Origin of the sequence: Chondromyces crocatus, from assembly GCF_001189295.1 — a bacterium.
GTDB lineage: Bacteria > Myxococcota_A > Polyangia > Polyangiales > Polyangiaceae > Chondromyces > Chondromyces crocatus.
Window position 1 is genome coordinate 3991525 of record NZ_CP012159.1, and the last position, 18309, is coordinate 4009833.

12 protein-coding genes and 1 tRNA gene (1 of these 13 only partly in view) are annotated in these 18309 nt (G+C 67.5%); 7 read left to right on the forward strand and 6 right to left on the reverse strand.

Annotated features, from left to right (window positions below):
• Positions 1 to 4287: the 3' portion of a non-ribosomal peptide synthetase gene (locus CMC5_RS14820; protein WP_050431045.1), read on the forward strand. It extends 324 nt beyond the left edge of the window; 4287 of the gene's 4611 nt are visible here — the last part of the coding sequence; its start codon lies off the left edge, out of view; its stop codon occupies positions 4285 to 4287.
• A gap of 111 nt (positions 4288 to 4398) precedes the next feature.
• Complete coding sequence (locus CMC5_RS14825) at positions 4399 to 5121, forward strand: class I SAM-dependent methyltransferase (protein ID WP_050431046.1); 723 nt, start codon at positions 4399 to 4401, stop codon at positions 5119 to 5121.
• A 67-nt stretch (positions 5122 to 5188) separates the two neighbouring features.
• Here CMC5_RS14825 and CMC5_RS14830 read toward each other — a convergent pair whose 3' ends face one another.
• The 4 genes from CMC5_RS14830 to CMC5_RS14845 form a co-directional block, all read right to left on the reverse strand.
• Complete coding sequence (locus CMC5_RS14830; protein ID WP_063796280.1) at positions 5189 to 6436, reverse strand: cytochrome P450; 1248 nt, start codon at positions 6434 to 6436, stop codon at positions 5189 to 5191.
• 21 nt (positions 6437 to 6457) lie between these two features.
• Complete coding sequence (locus CMC5_RS14835) at positions 6458 to 8494, reverse strand: AMP-binding protein (protein ID WP_050431048.1); 2037 nt, start codon at positions 8492 to 8494, stop codon at positions 6458 to 6460.
• A 400-nt stretch (positions 8495 to 8894) separates the two neighbouring features.
• Positions 8895 to 9314 carry a DUF6258 family protein gene (locus tag CMC5_RS14840; RefSeq protein WP_050431049.1) on the reverse strand — a complete coding sequence of 140 codons (420 nt, stop codon included), beginning with the start codon at positions 9312 to 9314 and terminating at the stop codon, positions 8895 to 8897.
• Positions 9315 to 9554: 240 nt separating this feature from the next.
• A complete protein-coding gene (locus CMC5_RS14845) occupies positions 9555 to 11012 on the reverse strand; it encodes a cytochrome c peroxidase (protein ID WP_245678441.1) in 1458 nt (485 codons plus the stop codon).
• 240 nt (positions 11013 to 11252) lie between these two features.
• On the opposite strand from CMC5_RS14845, the gene CMC5_RS14850 reads away from it, so the two are divergent.
• Both CMC5_RS14850 and CMC5_RS45820 read left to right on the forward strand, forming a co-directional pair.
• The gene (locus CMC5_RS14850) at positions 11253 to 12371 is read left to right on the forward strand and encodes a sensor histidine kinase (protein ID WP_050431050.1); all 1119 of its coding nucleotides are present in this window, start codon (positions 11253 to 11255) and stop codon (positions 12369 to 12371) included.
• Positions 12368 to 13150: a LytR/AlgR family response regulator transcription factor gene (locus CMC5_RS45820; protein WP_050431051.1), complete on the forward strand. Its 783-nt coding sequence runs from the start codon at positions 12368 to 12370 to the stop codon at positions 13148 to 13150. The genes CMC5_RS14850 and CMC5_RS45820 overlap by 4 nt, the downstream gene beginning before the upstream one ends.
• Before the next feature lie 370 nt (positions 13151 to 13520).
• On the opposite strand, the gene CMC5_RS14860 is transcribed toward CMC5_RS45820, so the two are convergent.
• A tRNA-Thr gene (locus CMC5_RS14860) sits at positions 13521 to 13595 on the reverse strand.
• 158 nt (positions 13596 to 13753) lie between these two features.
• Between CMC5_RS14860 and CMC5_RS14865 the strand changes: the two genes are divergently transcribed.
• Together CMC5_RS14865 and CMC5_RS44520 are read left to right on the forward strand one after the other, a co-directional pair.
• Positions 13754 to 14353 (forward strand): hypothetical protein, encoded by a 600-nt coding sequence (locus CMC5_RS14865; protein ID WP_156338601.1) that lies wholly within the window; start codon positions 13754 to 13756, stop codon positions 14351 to 14353.
• Between the two features lie 802 nt (positions 14354 to 15155).
• A complete protein-coding gene (locus CMC5_RS44520; protein WP_156338602.1) occupies positions 15156 to 15326 on the forward strand; it encodes a hypothetical protein in 171 nt (56 codons plus the stop codon).
• Positions 15327 to 15732: 406 nt separating this feature from the next.
• Here the strand turns inward: CMC5_RS44520 and CMC5_RS14875 are convergent, their stop codons facing one another.
• Positions 15733 to 16599 (reverse strand): alpha/beta fold hydrolase, encoded by an 867-nt coding sequence (locus CMC5_RS14875; protein ID WP_050431055.1) that lies wholly within the window; start codon positions 16597 to 16599, stop codon positions 15733 to 15735.
• Between the two features lie 629 nt (positions 16600 to 17228).
• Between CMC5_RS14875 and CMC5_RS14880 the strand changes: the two genes are divergently transcribed.
• Positions 17229 to 18230, forward strand: a complete 1002-nt coding sequence (locus CMC5_RS14880; protein WP_050435902.1) for a PDDEXK nuclease domain-containing protein — start codon at positions 17229 to 17231, stop codon at positions 18228 to 18230.
• The last annotated feature ends 79 nt before the right edge of the window (positions 18231 to 18309 follow it).

An 18309-nucleotide genomic window follows, 5' to 3' on the forward strand; every position in this document is an offset into this window, starting at 1 on the left:
GGCTTCGACGAGCTGGACGCCTCCACCTGGGCCGAGGCCGAACTCGCAGAGCGCGTCCAGGCTGCGCGCTGCCGACCCTTCGATCTCGAACGCGGCCCCATCCTTCGAGGGGTCCTGTTCCACCGCGCCCCCGACGACCACGTCCTCCTCCTCGTCGCGCACCACATCGCCGTCGACGGCTGGTCCCTCTGGATCCTCATCGACGAACTCAAGGCCCTGTACCCTGCGGTGCGCGCCGGCCACCCCCCCGAGCTTCCTCTGCTCAGCGTCCAGTACGGCGACTTCGTGCGCTGGCAGCGCGACCTCCTGGGCGGCCCCGAAGGCGAGCGCCTCTGGGCGTACTGGCAGCAGCGCCTCTCCGGCAAGATCCCGAACCTCGATCTCCCCCTCGATCTGCCCCGCCCCCCGGTCCAGACCTTCCGCGGCGCCTCCCACCCCTTCACCATCCGCCGCGAGCCGACCCAGCGCATCGTCCAGCTCTCGAAAGCGCACGGTGCCACCCTCTTCGCCGTCCTGCTCGCCGCCTACCAGACCCTGCTCTCACGCCACAGCGGCGAGCGCGACATCCTCGTCGGCACCCCCATGGCTGGCCGCAGCCGGCAGGAGTTCAGCCCCGTCGTGGGCGACTTCATCAACATGGTCGTGCTGCGCGCCGATCTGACGAACGACCCCTCCACCATCGAACTCCTCCAGCAAACGCGACAGACCATCACCGACGCGCTGAGTCGCCAGGATTATCCCTTCGCGTTGCTGGTCGATCGCCTGCGCGTTCCTCGCGACCCCGCCCGCTCCCCGCTGTTTCAAGCCTCGTTCGTCTTCCAGCAGCCTTCCACGGGCGCGCTCACCCAGCTTCTCCAGGGTGGAGAGGGCACGACGGACTTCGGCGGCCTCGCCGTGGCGGCCCATCCCCTCCCGCAGCAAGAGGGACAGTTCGACGTGACGCTGGAGGTGCTGTACGCGGCGGAAGAGCTGCACGGCAACCTGAAGTACAATGCGGACCTGTTCCTGCCGGAGACGGTAGAGCGGATGGCGCGCCACTACGCAGAGCTGCTGGCCGCGATGGTGGAGACCCCCGAGCGGCCGGTGGGGCGACTGAGGCTGCTGGGGAAAGAAGAGCGCGAGGCGGTCTTGCGCGCAGGGCAGGGGCCCTCGTCGCCCCTTGAGGGCGAGGTGCCCTTCTATGCGCCGTGGGAGAAGCTGGCCGAGCGCGAGCCTTCGGCGATCGCAGTGGAGGACGAAGGGAAGCGGCTGACGCGCGCCGAGGTCAACGCCCGCGCCAACCGACTGGCGAGACGACTGCGCGCGATGGGCGTGGGCCCGGAAGTATCGATGGGCCTGAGCCTGCAACGCGGCGTGGACCTCGTGGTGGGCCTCCTCGGCGTGCTGAAGGCGGGTGGCATGTACGTCCCGCTGGACCCCGGCTACCCCCGCGAGCGCCTGAGCTACATGCTCGAAGACGCCGCCGTGAAGTTGCTGTTGACGGACGAGGCTTCGCTGGAGCAGCTCCCCACGGCGTCCGGGGTGGAGACGCTCCTGTTGCAGGACGTGGAGCGCTCGGCGTCCGACGAACCGGCCTCCGACCTGAAGCTGGCCGTGGCGGCCGAGCAGTGCGCCTACATGCTCTACACCTCCGGTTCCACGGGACGTCCCAAAGGGGTGCAAGTCCCGCACGGCGCGCTGGCGAACTTCCTGCGCTCGATGGCGGAGCGACCCGGGCTCTCGGCGACGGACGTCCTGCTGGCAGTGACGCCGCTCTCGTTCGACATCGCCGGCCTGGAGCTGTACCTGCCGCTCGTGACGGGAGCGCGTCTGGTGGTGGCGTCCCAAGCCACCAGCCGTGATCCCGAGCGGCTGGGCCGAGCGCTGGCGCAGCACGGCGTGACGGTGATGCAAGGAACGCCGAGCACCTACCGCCTGCTGCTCCAGCACCCCGAGGTGCTGAACCACGGCTTCAAGGCGCTGTGCGGCGGGGAAGCGCTGCCCGGGGACGTGTGCTGCCGACTGCTGGAGCACGAGGTGGCGCTGTGGAACATGTACGGCCCGACGGAGACGACGATCTGGTCGGCAGCGGGACCGGTACAGGACGCGGCGCGGGTGGACCTGGGCACTCCGGTGGACAACACGGACCTGTACGTGCTGGACGAGGCGCTGGAACTCGTACCGCTGGGGGTCTCTGGCGAGCTGTACATCGGCGGCGCCGGCCTTGCGCGAGGCTACTGGCGCCGTCGTTCGCTGAGCGCCGAGCGCTTCGTGCCGGACCCCTTCAGCACGACGCCCGGCGCAAGGATGTACCGCACGGGGGACGTGGTGCGACGGCAAGCAGATGGCCGACTGCTGTATCAGGGTCGCTCGGACGCGCAGGTGAAGATCCGAGGTTTCCGGATCGAGCTGGGCGAAGTGGAGGCATGGCTCTCGACGCACCCCTCGGTGCGTGCGGTGGTGGTGAGCAGCGCCGAGGACGAGCGGGGAGGGGGAGCGCAGCTCGTGGCGTACGTGGTGCCCTCCGGAGCGGCGCCTTCGGTGGAGGCGTTGCGCGCGCACCTGCAAGAGCGGCTGCCCGAGTACATGGTGCCCGGGCAGTACATGGTGCTGGACGAGCTACCCCTGACGCCCGCGGGCAAGGTGGACCGCAAGCGCCTTCCCCGGCCCACCTTCGACCGCGCCTCCTTGCAGACCCGCTACACACCCCCGCGGACGGAGCAAGAACGTCTCCTCACCGAGCTCTGGCAGCAGATCCTCGGCAGGACCCCTGTTGGCATCCACGACGACTTCTTCGCCCTCGGGGGCGACTCCTTGCGGGTCGTGCAGCTCGCGCAGCACCTGCGTGAAGCCGGACTCGACATCCGACCCGCGGACATCCTCCGCCATCCCACCATCGCCGAGCTGGCCCATCCCGCACGCCAGCGCAGCCGAGCCACCGAGGCGACCGCGCCCATTCCTCTCGACAAGGTGGCCCTGCCAGCCTCCCTGCTCCAGAGCCTGCCACCCGAGATCGCCCTCGCCTATCCGCTCACCGCCATGCAAGAGGTGATGCTCGACGAGCACGCGAAGGACGCTGGCCGCCGGGGCATCTACCACCTGCAATACGCCCTCCACCTGCGGGATGAAGGCTTCTCGCTTCCCGCGCTGGAGGCGGCGCTCGCCACCCTCGTACGCCGCAATCCTGCGCTGCGCACCGTCATCCTCGAAATCCCTGGCGCACCGCGATTGCAAGGCGTGCTCCGCACCGCACCCCCCAGCCTGGAGATCGAGGACCTGCGCGCACTGACCCAGGAGGAGCGGCAGCGCGTGAGCGAAGCGCGCCTGCAAGCCGACCGAGGCCGCCCCTTCGAAACCGGCCCGTCGCGGCTCCTGAGCCGCTTCCGGATCCTCCTTCACACGGACCACACCTTCGAGATCCACCTGTCCTGCCACCACGCCATCCTCGATGGCTGGAGCAGCGTGGAGCTGTTCCACGAGCTGCTCGCCCTCTACGGCGCCCACAAACGAGGTGAGGAGATCGTCGAGACCCCTGAGCCGCATGGCTACCGGGACTTCGTGGCCCTGGAGCGCGAAGCCCGGGACGCCCAGCCTTCCCGCGCCTTCTGGCTCGACCACCTGCGCGGGAGCCGGCGCGCGGAACCTGCTCCGGCTACCTCCGTCGAAAGCTGGGACCGCCGCGTGCGCACCGTCCACGTCGAGGCGCCGCTGCTCGCACGCCTCCACGAACTCAGGCGACGCTGGAGCGTGTCCCTCCGCGCGATCCTCCTCGGCACGTACCTGCATGCGCTCCAGAAGATCGGCGGCGAAGCCGTCCCCGTCGGCGTCGTCTCCAGCGGCAGGAGCGCGCGCCTCGTCGACCCGCTCCGCACCCGCGGCCTCCTCTGGAACCTGACGCCCTTTCATTGCCCCCCGCGCCCCGACCTCGTGGCGCACCTGCGCGAGGTCCAGGCGCGCCTCATCGCCCTCGATCCTCACGTCCTCTTCCCCGCGTCTGCGCTCCCCGAGTTCGGGCCCGGCGCACGCTTCGCCGCCACGTTCAACTTCGTCGATTTCGCCGGGACCTCACACCAGCTCGGTGAAAGCGTCGACGTGCTCGGCTTCCGCCACCACGACCGCTTCCACACCCCCCTGAACCTGACCGCCTCGGTGGCGAGACAGGCCGCCGGGCTGGAATTGCAGCTCGATTACGACCACCCGCGCTTCACCCAGGAAGCCGTGGACGACCTGTTGCAGAAGATCCTGAGGCGCCTGAGCGAGCTGGAAGCCTCCCCCGCAGCTTCCACCGCGACCTCTCCAGCAGCCTGACGCGTCGCGACCGACGAACGAGATCAGTCACGAATGACCTCACCACGCCCGTGCTCGATCTGAAGTCGTCGAGCCGGGACCAGCGTAACGACCGAGATCCGGAGGAAAGTCATGGGAGTCGATTGGAGCACGTACGCCGATGTTTATGATGGAATCGGGCGCAACAACCCGGCCTACAAGGAGCTGGTGCGCGTCTTCGAGGACACCTTCCGCTCGTTCGATCTACCGGACGGCGCGAAGATCGTCGACATGGGCTGCGGCACCGGCAACTTCGCCCTGGCCATCGCGCGATCGTGCCCGCGAGCGACCATCAGCGCCTACGACAACAACGAGCGCATGCTGGAAGTGCTGCGCTACAAGGCCGAGCGCGCTGGTGTCCCCATCCAGGCGCGTGCTGCCGACCTGAGGACCCGACCGGAGGCGCTGGAGAGCGTCGACGCGATCAGCTACGTCCACTGCCTCTACGTCCTGCAGAAGCCCGGCGCCCTCGAAGCCCTCGCGCAAGCCCGCGCCATGCTCAAGCCGGGCGGCTACCTCGTGGTCGGCGACATCGGTCGTGAGCTCGACACCACGCAGTTCGCGCGCACCGGCCTCAGCCACATGTACGAGCAGTATTCCCTGTTCGACTTCGTCCGCGAGTGCTTCCGCATGCGCGGGGTCCAGAAAGAGAGCCAGCGCATTCGCCAGCACCAGCACGAGGGCAAGTTCTACCTGCACACCCTGGAGGAGCTCACCCAGGAGATCGCCGCGCTGGGCTTCGAGATCCTGCAGACGCGCGGAGACCTCTACCTCGGTCACACCGACTTCATCGTCGCGAGGAAGCCTCAGGGCTGAGCGCGAGCGCGCTCGACCCCGCGGGGCGGGTGAGCCACGGATCGCTGCACGAAGCTCGAAGCGAAGCTCATCCGCCTCTACCTCGGCGAAGAGCCTGAGTCCTCGCGTCGAAGCTGACCGGCAGCGATCGGGGCCCTCGGAAGATCACGTCGCTCTCCATCGCGACCCCCTCCGTTCGGAGTGCGAGGTCTTCGAAGCGCTGGACCAGCCCCAGGATCGCTACCTGCCCTTCGAGCTGCGCCAGCATCGCCCCGAGACAGTGGTGCATCCCGGGAGCGAACGCGACGTGCCGCACCTCCGTCCGCGTGAGGTCGAGCCGGTCCGGGTTGGCAAACTGCTCCGGGTCCCGGTTCGCTCCTCCAAGCGCCAGAAACACCATGCTCCCCGCCGGGATCGTGCGCCCTCGCAGCGACACCTCCTCGCACGCCAGCCTCGTGATGAGCTGGACCGGGCTGTCGTAGCGCAGCAGCTCCTCCATGGCCCTGGGGACTGCCTCGGGGGCCTCGCGTAACAGCGCGCATTGCGCTGGGTTGCGCAAGAGCGCGAGCACGCCATTGCCGATGAAATTGACGGTCGTCTTGTACCCAGCCGTGAACAGGTTGGTGCACATCGACAGGAGCTCCACCTCCGTGACCCCCTTGTCCTTCTCCTTGGCGACCAGCGCGCTGACGAGATCGTCCTCGGGATTGCGCCGCCGCTCCCTGAACAGCGCGCGGAAGTACTCCATGAACTCCTCCGCCACCTGCTCCATGGCCAGGTACTCTTCGAGCGAGCGCAGCGGATCCACGATGTGCGACAGCCCCTCGGTCCAGGCCAGCACGCGCGCGCGGTCCTTTGCCGGCACGCCCAGGATGCTGGAGATCGTCCCCACGGCCAGTGGCACGGCGAGATCGTGGATGACGTCCAGCTCTCCGCGCTCTCGTGCAGCGTCGAGGCACGCCGCCACCCTCTCTTCCACCTGCGCCCGCAGCAGCTCGACGCTGCCCGTGGTGAACGACCGACTCACCAGCCGCCGCAGCCGCGTGTGCTCCGGCGGATTGTCGAACATCAGCCACTGACCAACGGTATCTGCCAGCGCGTCCAGCTTCTGGCCCGGCCCGAGGAAGCGCCCCTTGCTACGGAGGTTCGCCGCCATGCTGTGGACACCGAAGCGGTGGTCCCGCAGCACCGCGACCACATCGTCATGGCGCGTCAGCAGCCAGCTCCCCATCGCATTGCAATGGACCGGATCCTCCGCGCGCATGCGCGCATAGAGCGAATACGGATCCGCGAGGAACTCGGACGACAGCGGATCGAAGTGCAAACGCTGGCTCATGCCTCTCCCGCGCCCCACCCCTCACGACGACAGCGAGTTCAGGTAACCGCAGAGCCGCTCGATGCTCGGATACTCCCAGAAGACCAGGGGCCCCAGCCGCACCCCCAGCTTGTCGCCCAGCTCGTGGCTCAAGCTCGCCGCCACCGTCGATTCCAGCCCGTACTGCGTCAACGGCCTCCGTGGATCGATCTCGCTCTCCGCGATGCGCAGCCGCGCCGCCACCCGCGCGGTGAGCCACCCCTGGAGCGCCTCCCGCGTGCGCGGCCCCTCGGCCACTGCCCCTGGGCCTTCCTGCGCTGGCTCCCTGAGCGACACCGACCACTGGCCGACCGCCTCCAGCGTGCCGGCCAGGAAGCGCTTCCGGCACGCCGAGCGCTGTACCTTGCCGCTCGACGTCTTGGGCAGCGTCCCTGGCGCGAGCAACACCACCGCGTGCACCGCGATCTCGTGCTCCTCGGCGACCGCCTCCCGGATCTGCCCCACCACCGACGGCACCTCCAGATCGGCCACGTGCACCCGCTCCACCTCGTGCACCACGACGAGCCGCTCCCCCTCGGCCCCCTCGATGGAGAAGGCTGCGCCGAGCCCGGGGCGCAGCATCCCCGAGCTCCGCTCCACCGTCGCCTCGATGTCCTGCGGATAGTGGTTCCGACCCCGCACGACGATGAGATCCTTCAGACGGCCCGTGACATAGAGCTGCGTCTCCTCCACGAACCCGAGATCTCCCGTGCGCAGGAAGGTCCGCGCCGTGTCTGGCAGGCGCGCCTGGAACGTCTCCTGCGTCAGCTCCGGCCGGTTCCAGTAGCCGAGCGCGACACTCTCGCCCGAGAGCCAGATCTCGCCGACCTGCCCCGGCGGGCAAGGGAGGCACGTCTTCGGATCGACGATCCTCACCTCCTGACCGAACCAGGAATGCCCACAGCTCACCAGCCGTCGCGCGGCCTGACCAGCCGTCACCTCCTCGATCCGACCTCGTTCGAGCGCCGCGCTGCACACCGCCCGCACGACCGGCTCGGCCATCGTGTCGTCGCCAGAGATGAGCAGCGTCGACTCTGCCATCCCGTAGCAGGGATACAGCGCGCTCCGCTGAAACCCGAACCGCGCGAACCGCGCTGCGAACGCATCGAGCACATCGGCCCGCACCGGCTCGGCCCCGTTGTACGCCACCCGCCAGCCCCGCAGATCCACCCCTTCGAGTTGCTCGTCGGTGATCTTCCGGACGCACAGGTCATACGCAGAGCTGGGCGCACCGCTCGTCGTCGCCTGGTACGTCGAGATCGCGCGCAGCCACCGCGCCGGCTGCTGGACGAAGGCGGCCGGAGACATGAAGACGCACGGCGTCCCCAGGTAGAGCGCCTGGAGCACATTCCCGATGAGCCCCATGTCGTGGAACAGCGGCAGCCAGCTCACGTGCCGCGTCGCGCTCGAGTGCCCGAACGCCGCCGCGATCATCGCCGCGTTGTGCATCAAGTTCCCGTGGCTGAGCATGACCCCCTTGGGCGACCCCAGAGAGCCCGAGGTGTACTGGAGGAACGCCACCTCCTCGCGGCGCAGCGCAGGCATCCTCCAGGCCTCTGCCAGCGCTTCATCGCCCTCTCCGGGCTCGCCCACGACCACCCACCGCGCCGACGCGAGCGCCGAGAACTTGCGGAGCGACTCCTCGATGCGCCCCAGGATCGACGGCGTCACGAGCACCACCTCCGCCTGCGCATCCGCAACCAGCGCCTGGAGCCGCTGGAGATGACGCGAACCGCTCCGAGGCGGATACGCCGTGACCGCGACGACCCGCGCATACAGACACCCGAGAAACGCCACGACGAAGTCGACGTCATTCTCGAACAGCAAGAGCGCCGGCTTCCCCGTGGCCCCGAGCTCCTGCAGCCGGCCCGCCACGGTGCGGACCCGACGATCCAGCTCCCCGAAGCTCAGCGCCTGCCCCACGGCCTCACCATCGGCCAGGTAGGTGATGGCCTCCGCCTCCGGGCGGCACTCCGCGTGTCCGCGCACGATGTGGACGAGGGTGCCGCGATGCCCTCCCGACGGGACCGTTGCGCTCATGTCCTTCCTCCCCCCATCCGTGGGTCCGCAGGCCCGGCTCACCCCGATCGAGGCGAGCTGCGCGGAGCGGTGTGCGAGCGACGACGCGCCGACGACCAGCGGCCACCGGAAGCGAGGTCAACTCAAGCATGAATGCGGACCCTGGCCACCGTCATGTCGACGATTCCGCCGACGAAACGTCGTCCGTCAGAAGCAGACCGCTGGAGCCCGGGCAGCAGGGCAGGGGAGCGCGCGCTGGTCCCGTGAAGGAGTCACCGGCCGACCGCGCCGACATACTCCGTGAGCGACTGGCCCGGGGCGCACCAGACGGAAGCTCACACGAACCACCAGGCCCACGAGCGCCGCTCGCTCGGGCCCCGCGTCAGTCCTGGTGCATCGAGGTATGGCTCACCGGGAGGGATCAGGAGCGGATCTCTTGCCCGGGCCGCGCGGGATCTTCGAGGTGAAGACCTTTCGCCTGAATCTTGATGACCACCTCGGTGGGAGCCTCCTCCTCACCAACCGACCCGACAGAGATCGATGCGTTGAACATCTCGCTTCCCGGCGTACTGACGAGTTCCTCCTCGATGAGGACCTCGTAGATGAAATCATTGGGGAGTGGACCTGACGGCTCGAAGCAGATGCTCTTGACCCCGGTGAAGACCAGGTGACCATCCGTGATGTCTTCATCCGTGTAGTAGTCCCAGGCTCCGGAAGTGCCTCGAACCCGTGAAATGACATTCACGTGAATGGTCACGCGCTCCCGCCACGAGTCGATGAAGACGCCCTTGCAGCCGCGATCCCCTAGATAGACGGTCTTCAGGAAATCTCTCGGACCCATCGCTGCTCCTTCCGGGCTGCGCTCACCACGGCTCATTGTAGAGCGTGTCGCCCATCTGAGGGTCGAGCGACACCCTTCACGTGAGGCGCTGGTGTATCCGGAGGGGCAGAGGATTCAACATCTCGCTGCCGGTACTGCACGGCGTCGGCCGTCGTGACCACCGAGGCGGCGCGAGGCTGGACGATGAAGGCTCGCCGCGGACTCCTGGGCAGAGCCTTGAAAGCCGGCCCCTCGCCCCGCTCAGAGCCGGTTCAGAAAGGCGATCAGATCGCTCTTCTGGTCGGCGCTAAGGGCTTCCGGCGGACCTTCGTGCGCCGGCGGATGGATGGGAGGCAGGTTGAGCGGCGCGAGCCTTCCCAGCACGAACTGGCTGTAGAAGGTCACCACCGCGTCGAGGTCCCTGGCGCTGTTGTTGTGGAAGTAAGGCGCCGTGCGGCCGATCCCACGCAGCGTCGGCACGTCGAACGCTTCGAAGTCGTGGGGCTGCCCCGTGATCATGGCGCGCCCTGGATCGCTGGAGAAGATCTGAGGCACCAGGTTCGGCCCTGCGATGGGGTTGCCATCGTCGTCGAGTTCGGGGTCGAAATCCGACAGATCATCCCCGTCGAAGGGCGGCGGCGGCGGCGGCAGATCGATGACCTTCTTCGTGCGAGAACCGTCCGTGTAGAAGCGGTAGCGGTAGCGAGGAAAGCTGACCGACTTCGTCAGGATCTCGGACTCGGGGTCGACCTGTCCCAGATACGTGACGAACGCTGAGCCGATGTTCAAGAAGTCGCTGGCCTGATCGGCCGCGAGCACCGGGGTCGGCGGGTCGGTGGCAGGCACCTCGTACAGCACGTGACCATCGGGCTTGAGAGCAGGAAACAGCAAGTCACGGGCCTCCCGGTTCGTGATGGTCCCCCTGGAGCCCCCGCCATGGCACGCCGCGCACGCGGCCTCGTACACGGCTCGGCCACGTTGCTCTGCGGGCGTGAGGTCCAGCGCCGCTTCCATGTCGGGCACGTTCTCCGGAGCGACCCCACGCGCCAGGTGCTCTGCGGCGGCGCGAGCCCGGTCCGAGGTGAACACCTCGCGCTGGAACGCAGCGATGCGCGCGAGCTCGGTCTGGGACACCGTGCCCCCTTCGCTGTGGCTGATGATGGCAGCTTGCGCTTGCTCTTCCAGCGTCGCCGCACGCCCATCGAACTGGAAAGGCGCGGTCATCGCCGTGTCAGCAATCGAGGGGACCGACCGCCACACGAACACCTTCCGATCGGGCGGTGTGGTGACGTTGCCCGCATCATCGATCAAGTCCATCGTGTCGGGCACCGTGAGCCACACGCGCACGAGGCCCACCTTCAAGTGCTCGAAGGTCAACGTCTCGGCCGTGGGATCGTCGGCGTCGATCGCGCTGAACAGCGGATCGCTCGGGTTCGTCTCCAGCAATCGGGTCACGTGCGCGGGCGTCAGCGTGAAGTTGTCCTCTGGCACATGGCAGCTGGCGCAGGAGCGGCCGTTGGTGCCTGGAAAGGCTTGCGTGAAGAGCTGCTCCCCTGTGAGGTCGTGGCTCAGCGGCCCTGTCTCCTTGCTGGTGCTACAAGCGCCCATCGCGACGAGTGCGATGCCCCCAGCGGCCCAGCCGAGAAGGCCGCTGACGAGAATCCGGCGACGTGATCCGGCGAGTGGCTGGTGATCTTCGCGAGATGAATGCTCGATCATGCTTCGTCCGTCCGAAGGAGGTGGGTGAGCGTCGAGGATTGGCTGTCGCATCTGGTGTGGTGCTTTGCCATTCGCTACCGACCAACCGTCGCGCGCATCCGACGAACTGAGCCGCCCGATGGACGAACCGGAGGCGTCGGGACCTGCTGCAAGAACCCGCAACCCTTCACCCTGCGCGATGCGTCGTCGTCTGAGCTGCAACCTTGCGGACTGCGAGCGCGGAAGATATCTGGAGGCCTCATGGGAGGTCCTGCGGCGCAGCATCTGACGCTCTTCGCGCGACGTCGCTGGCTGGTCGGCATGGCCTTGGCCGTCGTCATCGGGCTGCTGCAGACCGTCCCTGAATTCCTCGAAGACGAGCGCATCTCGAGCATCGTCCTTCGGTTCATGCTGTGGGTCGTCGAGACGCCGATCCAGGTGCTCGCGCTGTCGGTCACGTTTGACCACTGCATCAAGCGGCAGCTCAGCGCCACGAAGGTGGTGGTCGCCTGTGTCCTCGTCGCCGTGGTCATCGGTGTGCTCTCCGCCCTCGCCTTCGTGTTCGTGTCCGAAGGGCTCCTCGGCTTCGAGCTCGATGAAAAAGGGCCGCTCCCATACCCGCTCGCCGCAGGATTCGGCGCCATGATCGGCATCCTCATCGCCGGCATCTGGGGATTTGCCTTCGTGTCTCCGCACCTGACCGAGCAGGCCCAGCTCCGCACCCTCGAAACGGAGCAGCTGCGTTTCGAGGCCGAGCAGCTCCGGGTTTCGTCGGAGATGGCGCGGCTGCGCTCGCAGCTCGAGCCGCACTTCTTGCTCAATACGCTCAACACCATCGCTGGGCTGGTGACGCAAAATCCCCGTGAAGCGCGGCGCCTGCTGGGATGTCTGGGGGACCTGCTCCGGGATTCACTGCAGGGGCACGACGAGATGCAGACCCTCGACCAGGAGGTCACCTGGCTCCGGCGTTACGCCGAGATCCTCGAATCGCGCCACGGGGATACGCTCCGCTTCGATTGGGACATCCCTCCCGACGCTGGCGGCGTGCTGCTGCCGACCCTGCTACTACAGCCCCTGGTGGAGAACGCGGTCCAGCATGGTGCGCTGTGTCGAGGCGGAGGTGGCAGGGTGACCGTACGCGCCACGCTCCAGGCGGTTGGCGTCGGGTCGAAGCTCGTGTGCACCGTGACGGACAACGGCCCCGGCCTTCCGACGACCGAGCCTCGCTCTGGCGCCGTCGGTCTCCGTGTGGTGCGTCGTCGCCTCGAACTCCGATGCCCCGGGTCGACCTTGCGCTTGCAGTCGTCGAGCGAAGGAACCTCGGCAATCGTCGAGCTCGCCGTGGCCTCGGTCTCCGTGACCTCGGAGGGAACGTCATGAGCACCGAGGCCGGCGAAAAACTGCGCTCCCTGGTCGTGGAGGACGAGTGGACCGCGCGAAACTACCTCGTCGAGCTTCTGGACGGCTCCAACCTGGCCGAGGTTGCGGGCGCCGTCGCAACGGCGGAGGAAGCGCGGGAGATCCTGCTCGGCGACGGGCGCCTCGCCTTCGACGTCGTCTTCCTGGACATCCGGCTCTCCGGCGGCCGCAACGAAGGCCTGGACATCGCGCGCGCGGTCGCGGCGCAGCCCGACCCACCGCTGATCGTCCTCGCCACGGCGTTCAACGCCCACGCGCTCGAAGCCTACGACGTCGGTGTCGCCGACTACCTGCTCAAGCCATTCACCGAGCAGCGCGTCGAGCAGTGCTTGCAAAAGCTCCGGGCCCTCCGCCCGCGGCTACCGCCAGCGGGCCCCGTGCGGATCGCCGCGCGGCGGAAGAAGAGCCTGGTTTTCTTCGAGCGCGATGAGGTGTGGGCCTTCGAAGCCGCGGAGCGCCTGACCCGGGTCCACACCGCCCACGGCGTCTTCGACGTCGACCTGTCCCTGTCCGCCATCGAAGCCTCCTTCGGCCGTGCGCTCGTTCGTGTCCACCGCAACTGGCTGGTCAACATGACCCACATCAAGGAGTTCGAGCGCGACCGCAGGACGCGGGTCTGGGTCGGCGAGGGCCTCGTGGCCGACGGCCGCGGCATCTACGTGCCTGTCGCTCGTGAGCGTGCGCAACAGCTCCGCGATCTGCTGCTCGCGAGCGCGATGGGCCTGCGCCGCACGACCTGAGCGCGATTCCTTTCCTCAGCCATACCCCTGATCGGAATTCGCTTCCCGCGGACGTCTCTGCGGGCGCTTCGTGATGGCAATCAGTGCATTGAGCGCAGGTATGACGTCATTCCCTGTGAATGATCCGGGCCGACCGTCACGCCAGTGTGTGGGCTGCACGCCGGCGTCGTTGCAGCCATCGAGACGATAGCGTCGTCAGGCGGACCGCGACCGCCGCGTCGAGCCGGCCTCGATGAGGAACCATCCGCAGACGCCCACGGACCTGCCGCTTGGACGCGGTGTTCGCGAGGGGAGCGACGAGCGATGCTCGTCGTTCGAGTGCCAACGATCAGACATCACGGGGGGAGCCCGGAATCGCTGGCGAGAAACTTGGAGCCACCTTCGAGACTTGAACTCGAGACCTACGGTTTACGAAACCGTTGCTCTACCACTGAGCTAAGGTGGCATTCCCTGTAGGGAGCGGCGGGAGACTAGCCGCTCAGTCAGATCTGTCAAGCCATCTGGGATGAGGATCGCCATCGTTTCTTCGAATCGTCAGCTTCCTCATCTTCACGAGGCGTCTCTCCAGGCGCCGAGTGCCGGCAGGGGGGCACCATGTCCGGGGTGAGTTCCAGCGACGTGGACCAGCGAGGGCCTGACGAGGAGCCGCTTCCCGAGGGGGAAGCTCTCGAAACGCGCACCGTTCGGGTGCGTTTCGCGGCGGGTGTCATGGCGCTACCCGCGTCGGTGGCGTGCATCCGGCTGCCGGAGGACGCGATCCTCCGGTGGCGGGCGATGACGCAGCCTCCGAGCGGGGATCGACGCACGCTCGGGGAGATCGCGCCCGGGGAGTGCGTGGTCGTGGGGGTAGGCGGGTCGTGGGAGCAAGGGGTGGCGCTGGGCACCTTGGTCCGGCCGGGGGACCCGGGGCGCTGGGTCGTCGAGGGGGACGTGCGGGACTATGCCTCCATCGCCGAGGCCGAGCAGGAGCACGGCGCGCTTCTGGCGGGAGAAGCGTGGACGCCAGCGGCCGGGATCTCGGCGGCTGCCGTGGAGGACGGGCCTTCGCTTGGCGACCCGGTGACCGTCGCGGAGCTCGCCGTCGTGCTCGGATGCGCCGTCGATGAGGTGGAGGCGCAGGTCGCGTCGCTGCCGCGCTCGTCGTACCTGCGCTTCGTCCAGCGTGCGCTGGCATCACGTGCGGACATGGCCACGGCGCCGTAGGTTGTCGCAGCCTCTCCGCGGTGTCTCCGAGTCGTCCTTCTGGAGGCACGACGCCGGGGCAGATGCGCGTGCTCGTTCGGATGGAGGTCGGAGGAGATGAGGAAGGAGCGCCTTCCGTTCACCCCCTGGGACCTCGACGAGGGCACGGACGTCGTCGAGGAGCAGGGAGCTGCGGCCGTGTGGGCGTGAGTCTCCGCAGAGGGAGCGTGGATTGAGGCTCCGTCGTGGCGGTGGTGGTCTCCTCGGGCGAGTGATGGCCTCGTGTCGTCGGGATGCTGCCTGGCCTGTTCGAGAAGTCTCCTCGTGTCGACGGAGCATGCGCGCGTGCGTGCGCGTGGCGTGCTTGCTCGGGGGCAAGTCGTGTTGTCGTCGTCGAAGACGGTGTTCTCGCGCTCAGGCAGTTTGACCGCAGGGACGCGGTGTCGGTGCGATGACACCCGGGAGGGGCTCGTGAGGACGCGCTTGGCGCTCGCGCGACGAGGAAAGTGTTCGCGTGGACGTGAAGATCGCTCGTGTGGACACGAAGGAAGTTCGTGCGACGAGAAGATCGTTCGCGTGGACGCGAAGATCGTTCGTGCGACGAGAAGATCGTTCGCGTGGACGCGAAGATCGTTCGTGCGACGAGAAGATCGTTCGCGTGGACGCGAAGATCGTTCGTGCGACGAGAAGATCGTTCGCGTGGACGCGAAGATCGTTCGTGAGGACACGAAGGTCGTTTGCGTGGACGCGAAGGAAGTTCGTGCGACGAGAAGATCGTTCGCGTGGACGCGAAGGAAGTTCGTGCGACGAGAAGGTCGTTTGCGTGGACGAGAAGATCGTTCGCGTGGACGAGAAGATCGTTCGCGTGGACGAGAAGATCGTTCGCGTGGACGCGAAGGAAGTTCGTGCGACGAGAAGGTCGTTTGCGTGGACGAGAAGATCGTTCGCGTGGACGCGAAGGGTGCTTCGTGAGGACGCGAAGGGTGCTTCGTGAGGACGCGAAGGGTGCTTCGTGAGGACGCGAAGGGTGCTTCGTGAGGACGCGAAGGGTGCTTCGTGAGGACGCGAAGGGTGCTTCATGAGGACACGAACGATCTTCGCGTCTACGCGAAGCACCCTTCCCGTTCTCAGGAGATATTTGGTGTTCCTGGTCACAGGATGAGGGCCTATGAGATGGGCGCGACACGCAGAGGGTTGGGCCTGGGGTCGAAGGAGGACCCGTTGGCAGTACGCGGATGGTGCTCCTCGCTTTGCGCTGCGGTCAGCAGTGAGCTGCGAGCCTCTGACCCTTTCACGAAGGGTTGCCGAGCCGTGCCGCTCTGTTCTCGACCGTCCTCACGATAGCGCGCTCGGCCGGCACAGCGTGGAGGCCCCAGGTGCTGCGTCGCGATGCTTTGCCATCACTTCCCGAAGAAGCGGACCAGCTGCTCGACCAGGGCCTCGGGGCGTGACCAGTGCATCATGTGTCCTGCGTCGGGAAGGTCCACGTGCTCGGCGGCGACGAGGCAGGCGGCGCGCTCGGCTTCGTCGGGGGGACGCCAGCCGGTGGGGCCGCCGGTGACGAGCAGGGTGGGGCAGGTGATGCGGCGCAGGAAGGCGCTGAAGACGTGGGCCGAGAAGGGCGTCGGCGCGGTGGTGCGGTGCAGCGGATCCCACGCCCAGGTGAGGTTGCCGCGAGCGTCGCGACGGACGAGCTGCTCGGCGTGGATCGCGAGGACGTCGCGGGGGATGCTGCCGTGGAAGACGGCGAGACGCTCGACGGCCTGAGCGAGGGAGGCGATCGGGCGCGGGGTGCGGTCGGTGCGGTGGAGATCGCGGATCCAGGTCTCCATGCGCGTGACGGCCAGCTCGGGTTCGTTGTGGCCGGGGCCGATGCCTTCGAGGAGGGCGAGTCGCTCCACGCGTGCGGGGAACGTGCCGGTGTAATAGGTCGCGACGGCGCCGCCCATCGAGTGGCCGACGACGCCAAGGCGCGCGGGAGCGAGCTCGTCGACGAGCGCGCTGACGTCGGCCACGTAGTCGGGGAAGTGGTAGTAGCCGCCAGGGCCGATCCAGCCGCTCTCGCCGAAGCCCCGCTGGTCGGGCACGACGACGTCATGGCCCGCCTGGGCGAGCGGCGTGGCGATGCGATCCCACGTGGCGCCTGCGTCGAGGAAGCCGTGGAGCAAGAGGAGCGTGAGCCCGCTCGGACGTGCCGACTCGTCGTGGTAGCGGCGGACGAACAGCCGGAGGCCGCGGATGTCGTGGTGAGAGGAGGTGACGCGCACGGACTGGTCGTAACAGCGGTCGTGGGAGAGCGCGAGGCGCTTGCTGGAGGGGACCGCGCGCCTCGAGCGGGCGAGGTGAAATGACCTGGAAACGCGCGCGCTCCGGGCGTGGCGTGCTTCTTTCGGTAGGCAGTGGAGAAACGCGGTGACCCCTGCCGGAGCGGGAGATGACGTCGACCGTTCTGATCCGCTTGCGAAATCGTGGACATCGCCAGAACCTGTGCTCTCTGCGCATGACGAAGAAGCCCTCCTCGAAGAAAGGGGTCGCACGCCCTGAGCCCTCGTTGAAGAAAAGGGTCGCGCGGTCGAAGCCCTCGTCGAAGAAAGGAGACGCGCGGTCGAAGCCTTCGTCGAAGAAAGGAGACGCGCGGTCGAAGCCTTCGTCGAAGAAAGGAGACGCGCGGTCGAAGCCTTCGTCGAAGACAGGGGACGCGGGTCAGAAGCTCGCCTCGAAGAGAGGGAGCGCGGGTCAGAAGCTCGCCTCGAAGAGAGGGGTCGCGCGCCCTGAGCCCTCGTCGAAGAGAGGTGTCGCGCGTCAGAAGCCCGCCGCCTTCAAGGCGGCCGCGCTCGCTGCGCCTCGTGCAAAGCCGTCGCTCGTCGAGCGCGAGGACGCGCGCTTCACGGAGGTCATCGCGCTCATCGAGGCCGCGCGTGGCCGTGCGTACCAAGCCGTCAATGCGGAGCTGGTCTCGCTCTACTGGAAGCTCGGCGAGTATATCAGCCGGAAGATTGCGAGCGCCGAGTGGGGCGATGGCGTGGTCGACGAACTCGCTTCCTCTCTTGCTCGACGCTTCGCGGGGATTCGAGGCTTCACGCGACGAAATCTCTTCCGTATGCGCCAGTTTTTCGAGGCGTATCGGGGGCATAAGAAAGTGTCACCGCTGGTGACACAATTGTCGTGGACTCATCACCTCATCATCTTGAGCGAGGCGAGGCCCGTCGAGACCCGCGAGTTTTACATCCTCGCTGCGATCAAGGAGCGCTGGTCGAAGCGCGAACTGGAGCGCCAGATTCGCTCTGGCGCGGTGCTGCGAAGCTCCTCGCTTTCGAAGAGAGTCTCACCGGTGGTGACACAGATTCACCCGACGGCGCTCGACGAGTTCAAGAACGCCTACAACTTCGAGTTCCTCGCGCTTCCCGACGTGTACTCGGAGGCGGACCTCCATGGCGCCTTGCTCCATCGCCTCGGCCGTTTCCTCACCGAGCTGGGTCGTGACTTTTGCTTCGTTGGCTCGCAGTACCCGGTACAGGTCGGCAACCAGGACTTCGCGATCGATCTCGTTTTCTTCCACCGTGGCCTGCAGTGCCTCGTCGCCATCGAGCTGAAGACCGAGAAGTTCAAGCCTGCCGACCTGGGGCAGCTCTCGTTCTACGTCGAGGCGCTCGATCGTGACGTGAAGAAGCCTCACGAGCGGCCATCCATCGGCCTGCTGCTCTGCGCGACGAAGGATGACGAGGTCGTGGAGTACGCGCTCGCGCGCTCCACATCACCCACGCTCGTCGCCGAGTACCAGACGGTCCTCCCGCCGAAGGAGCTGCTGCGCGCCAAGCTCCACGAGCTGTACGCGATGCTCACACCAGACGATGACGCCGTCGCTGTGGAGCGCTCGGCCCGAAAGAGACGCCGATGAGCTGAGCTTGAAGGATCGATGCGCAACAGGACGAGGGGCAGCGAGCGAGGGACCACGTAGCGTGTGGAGCGCGGCGCTG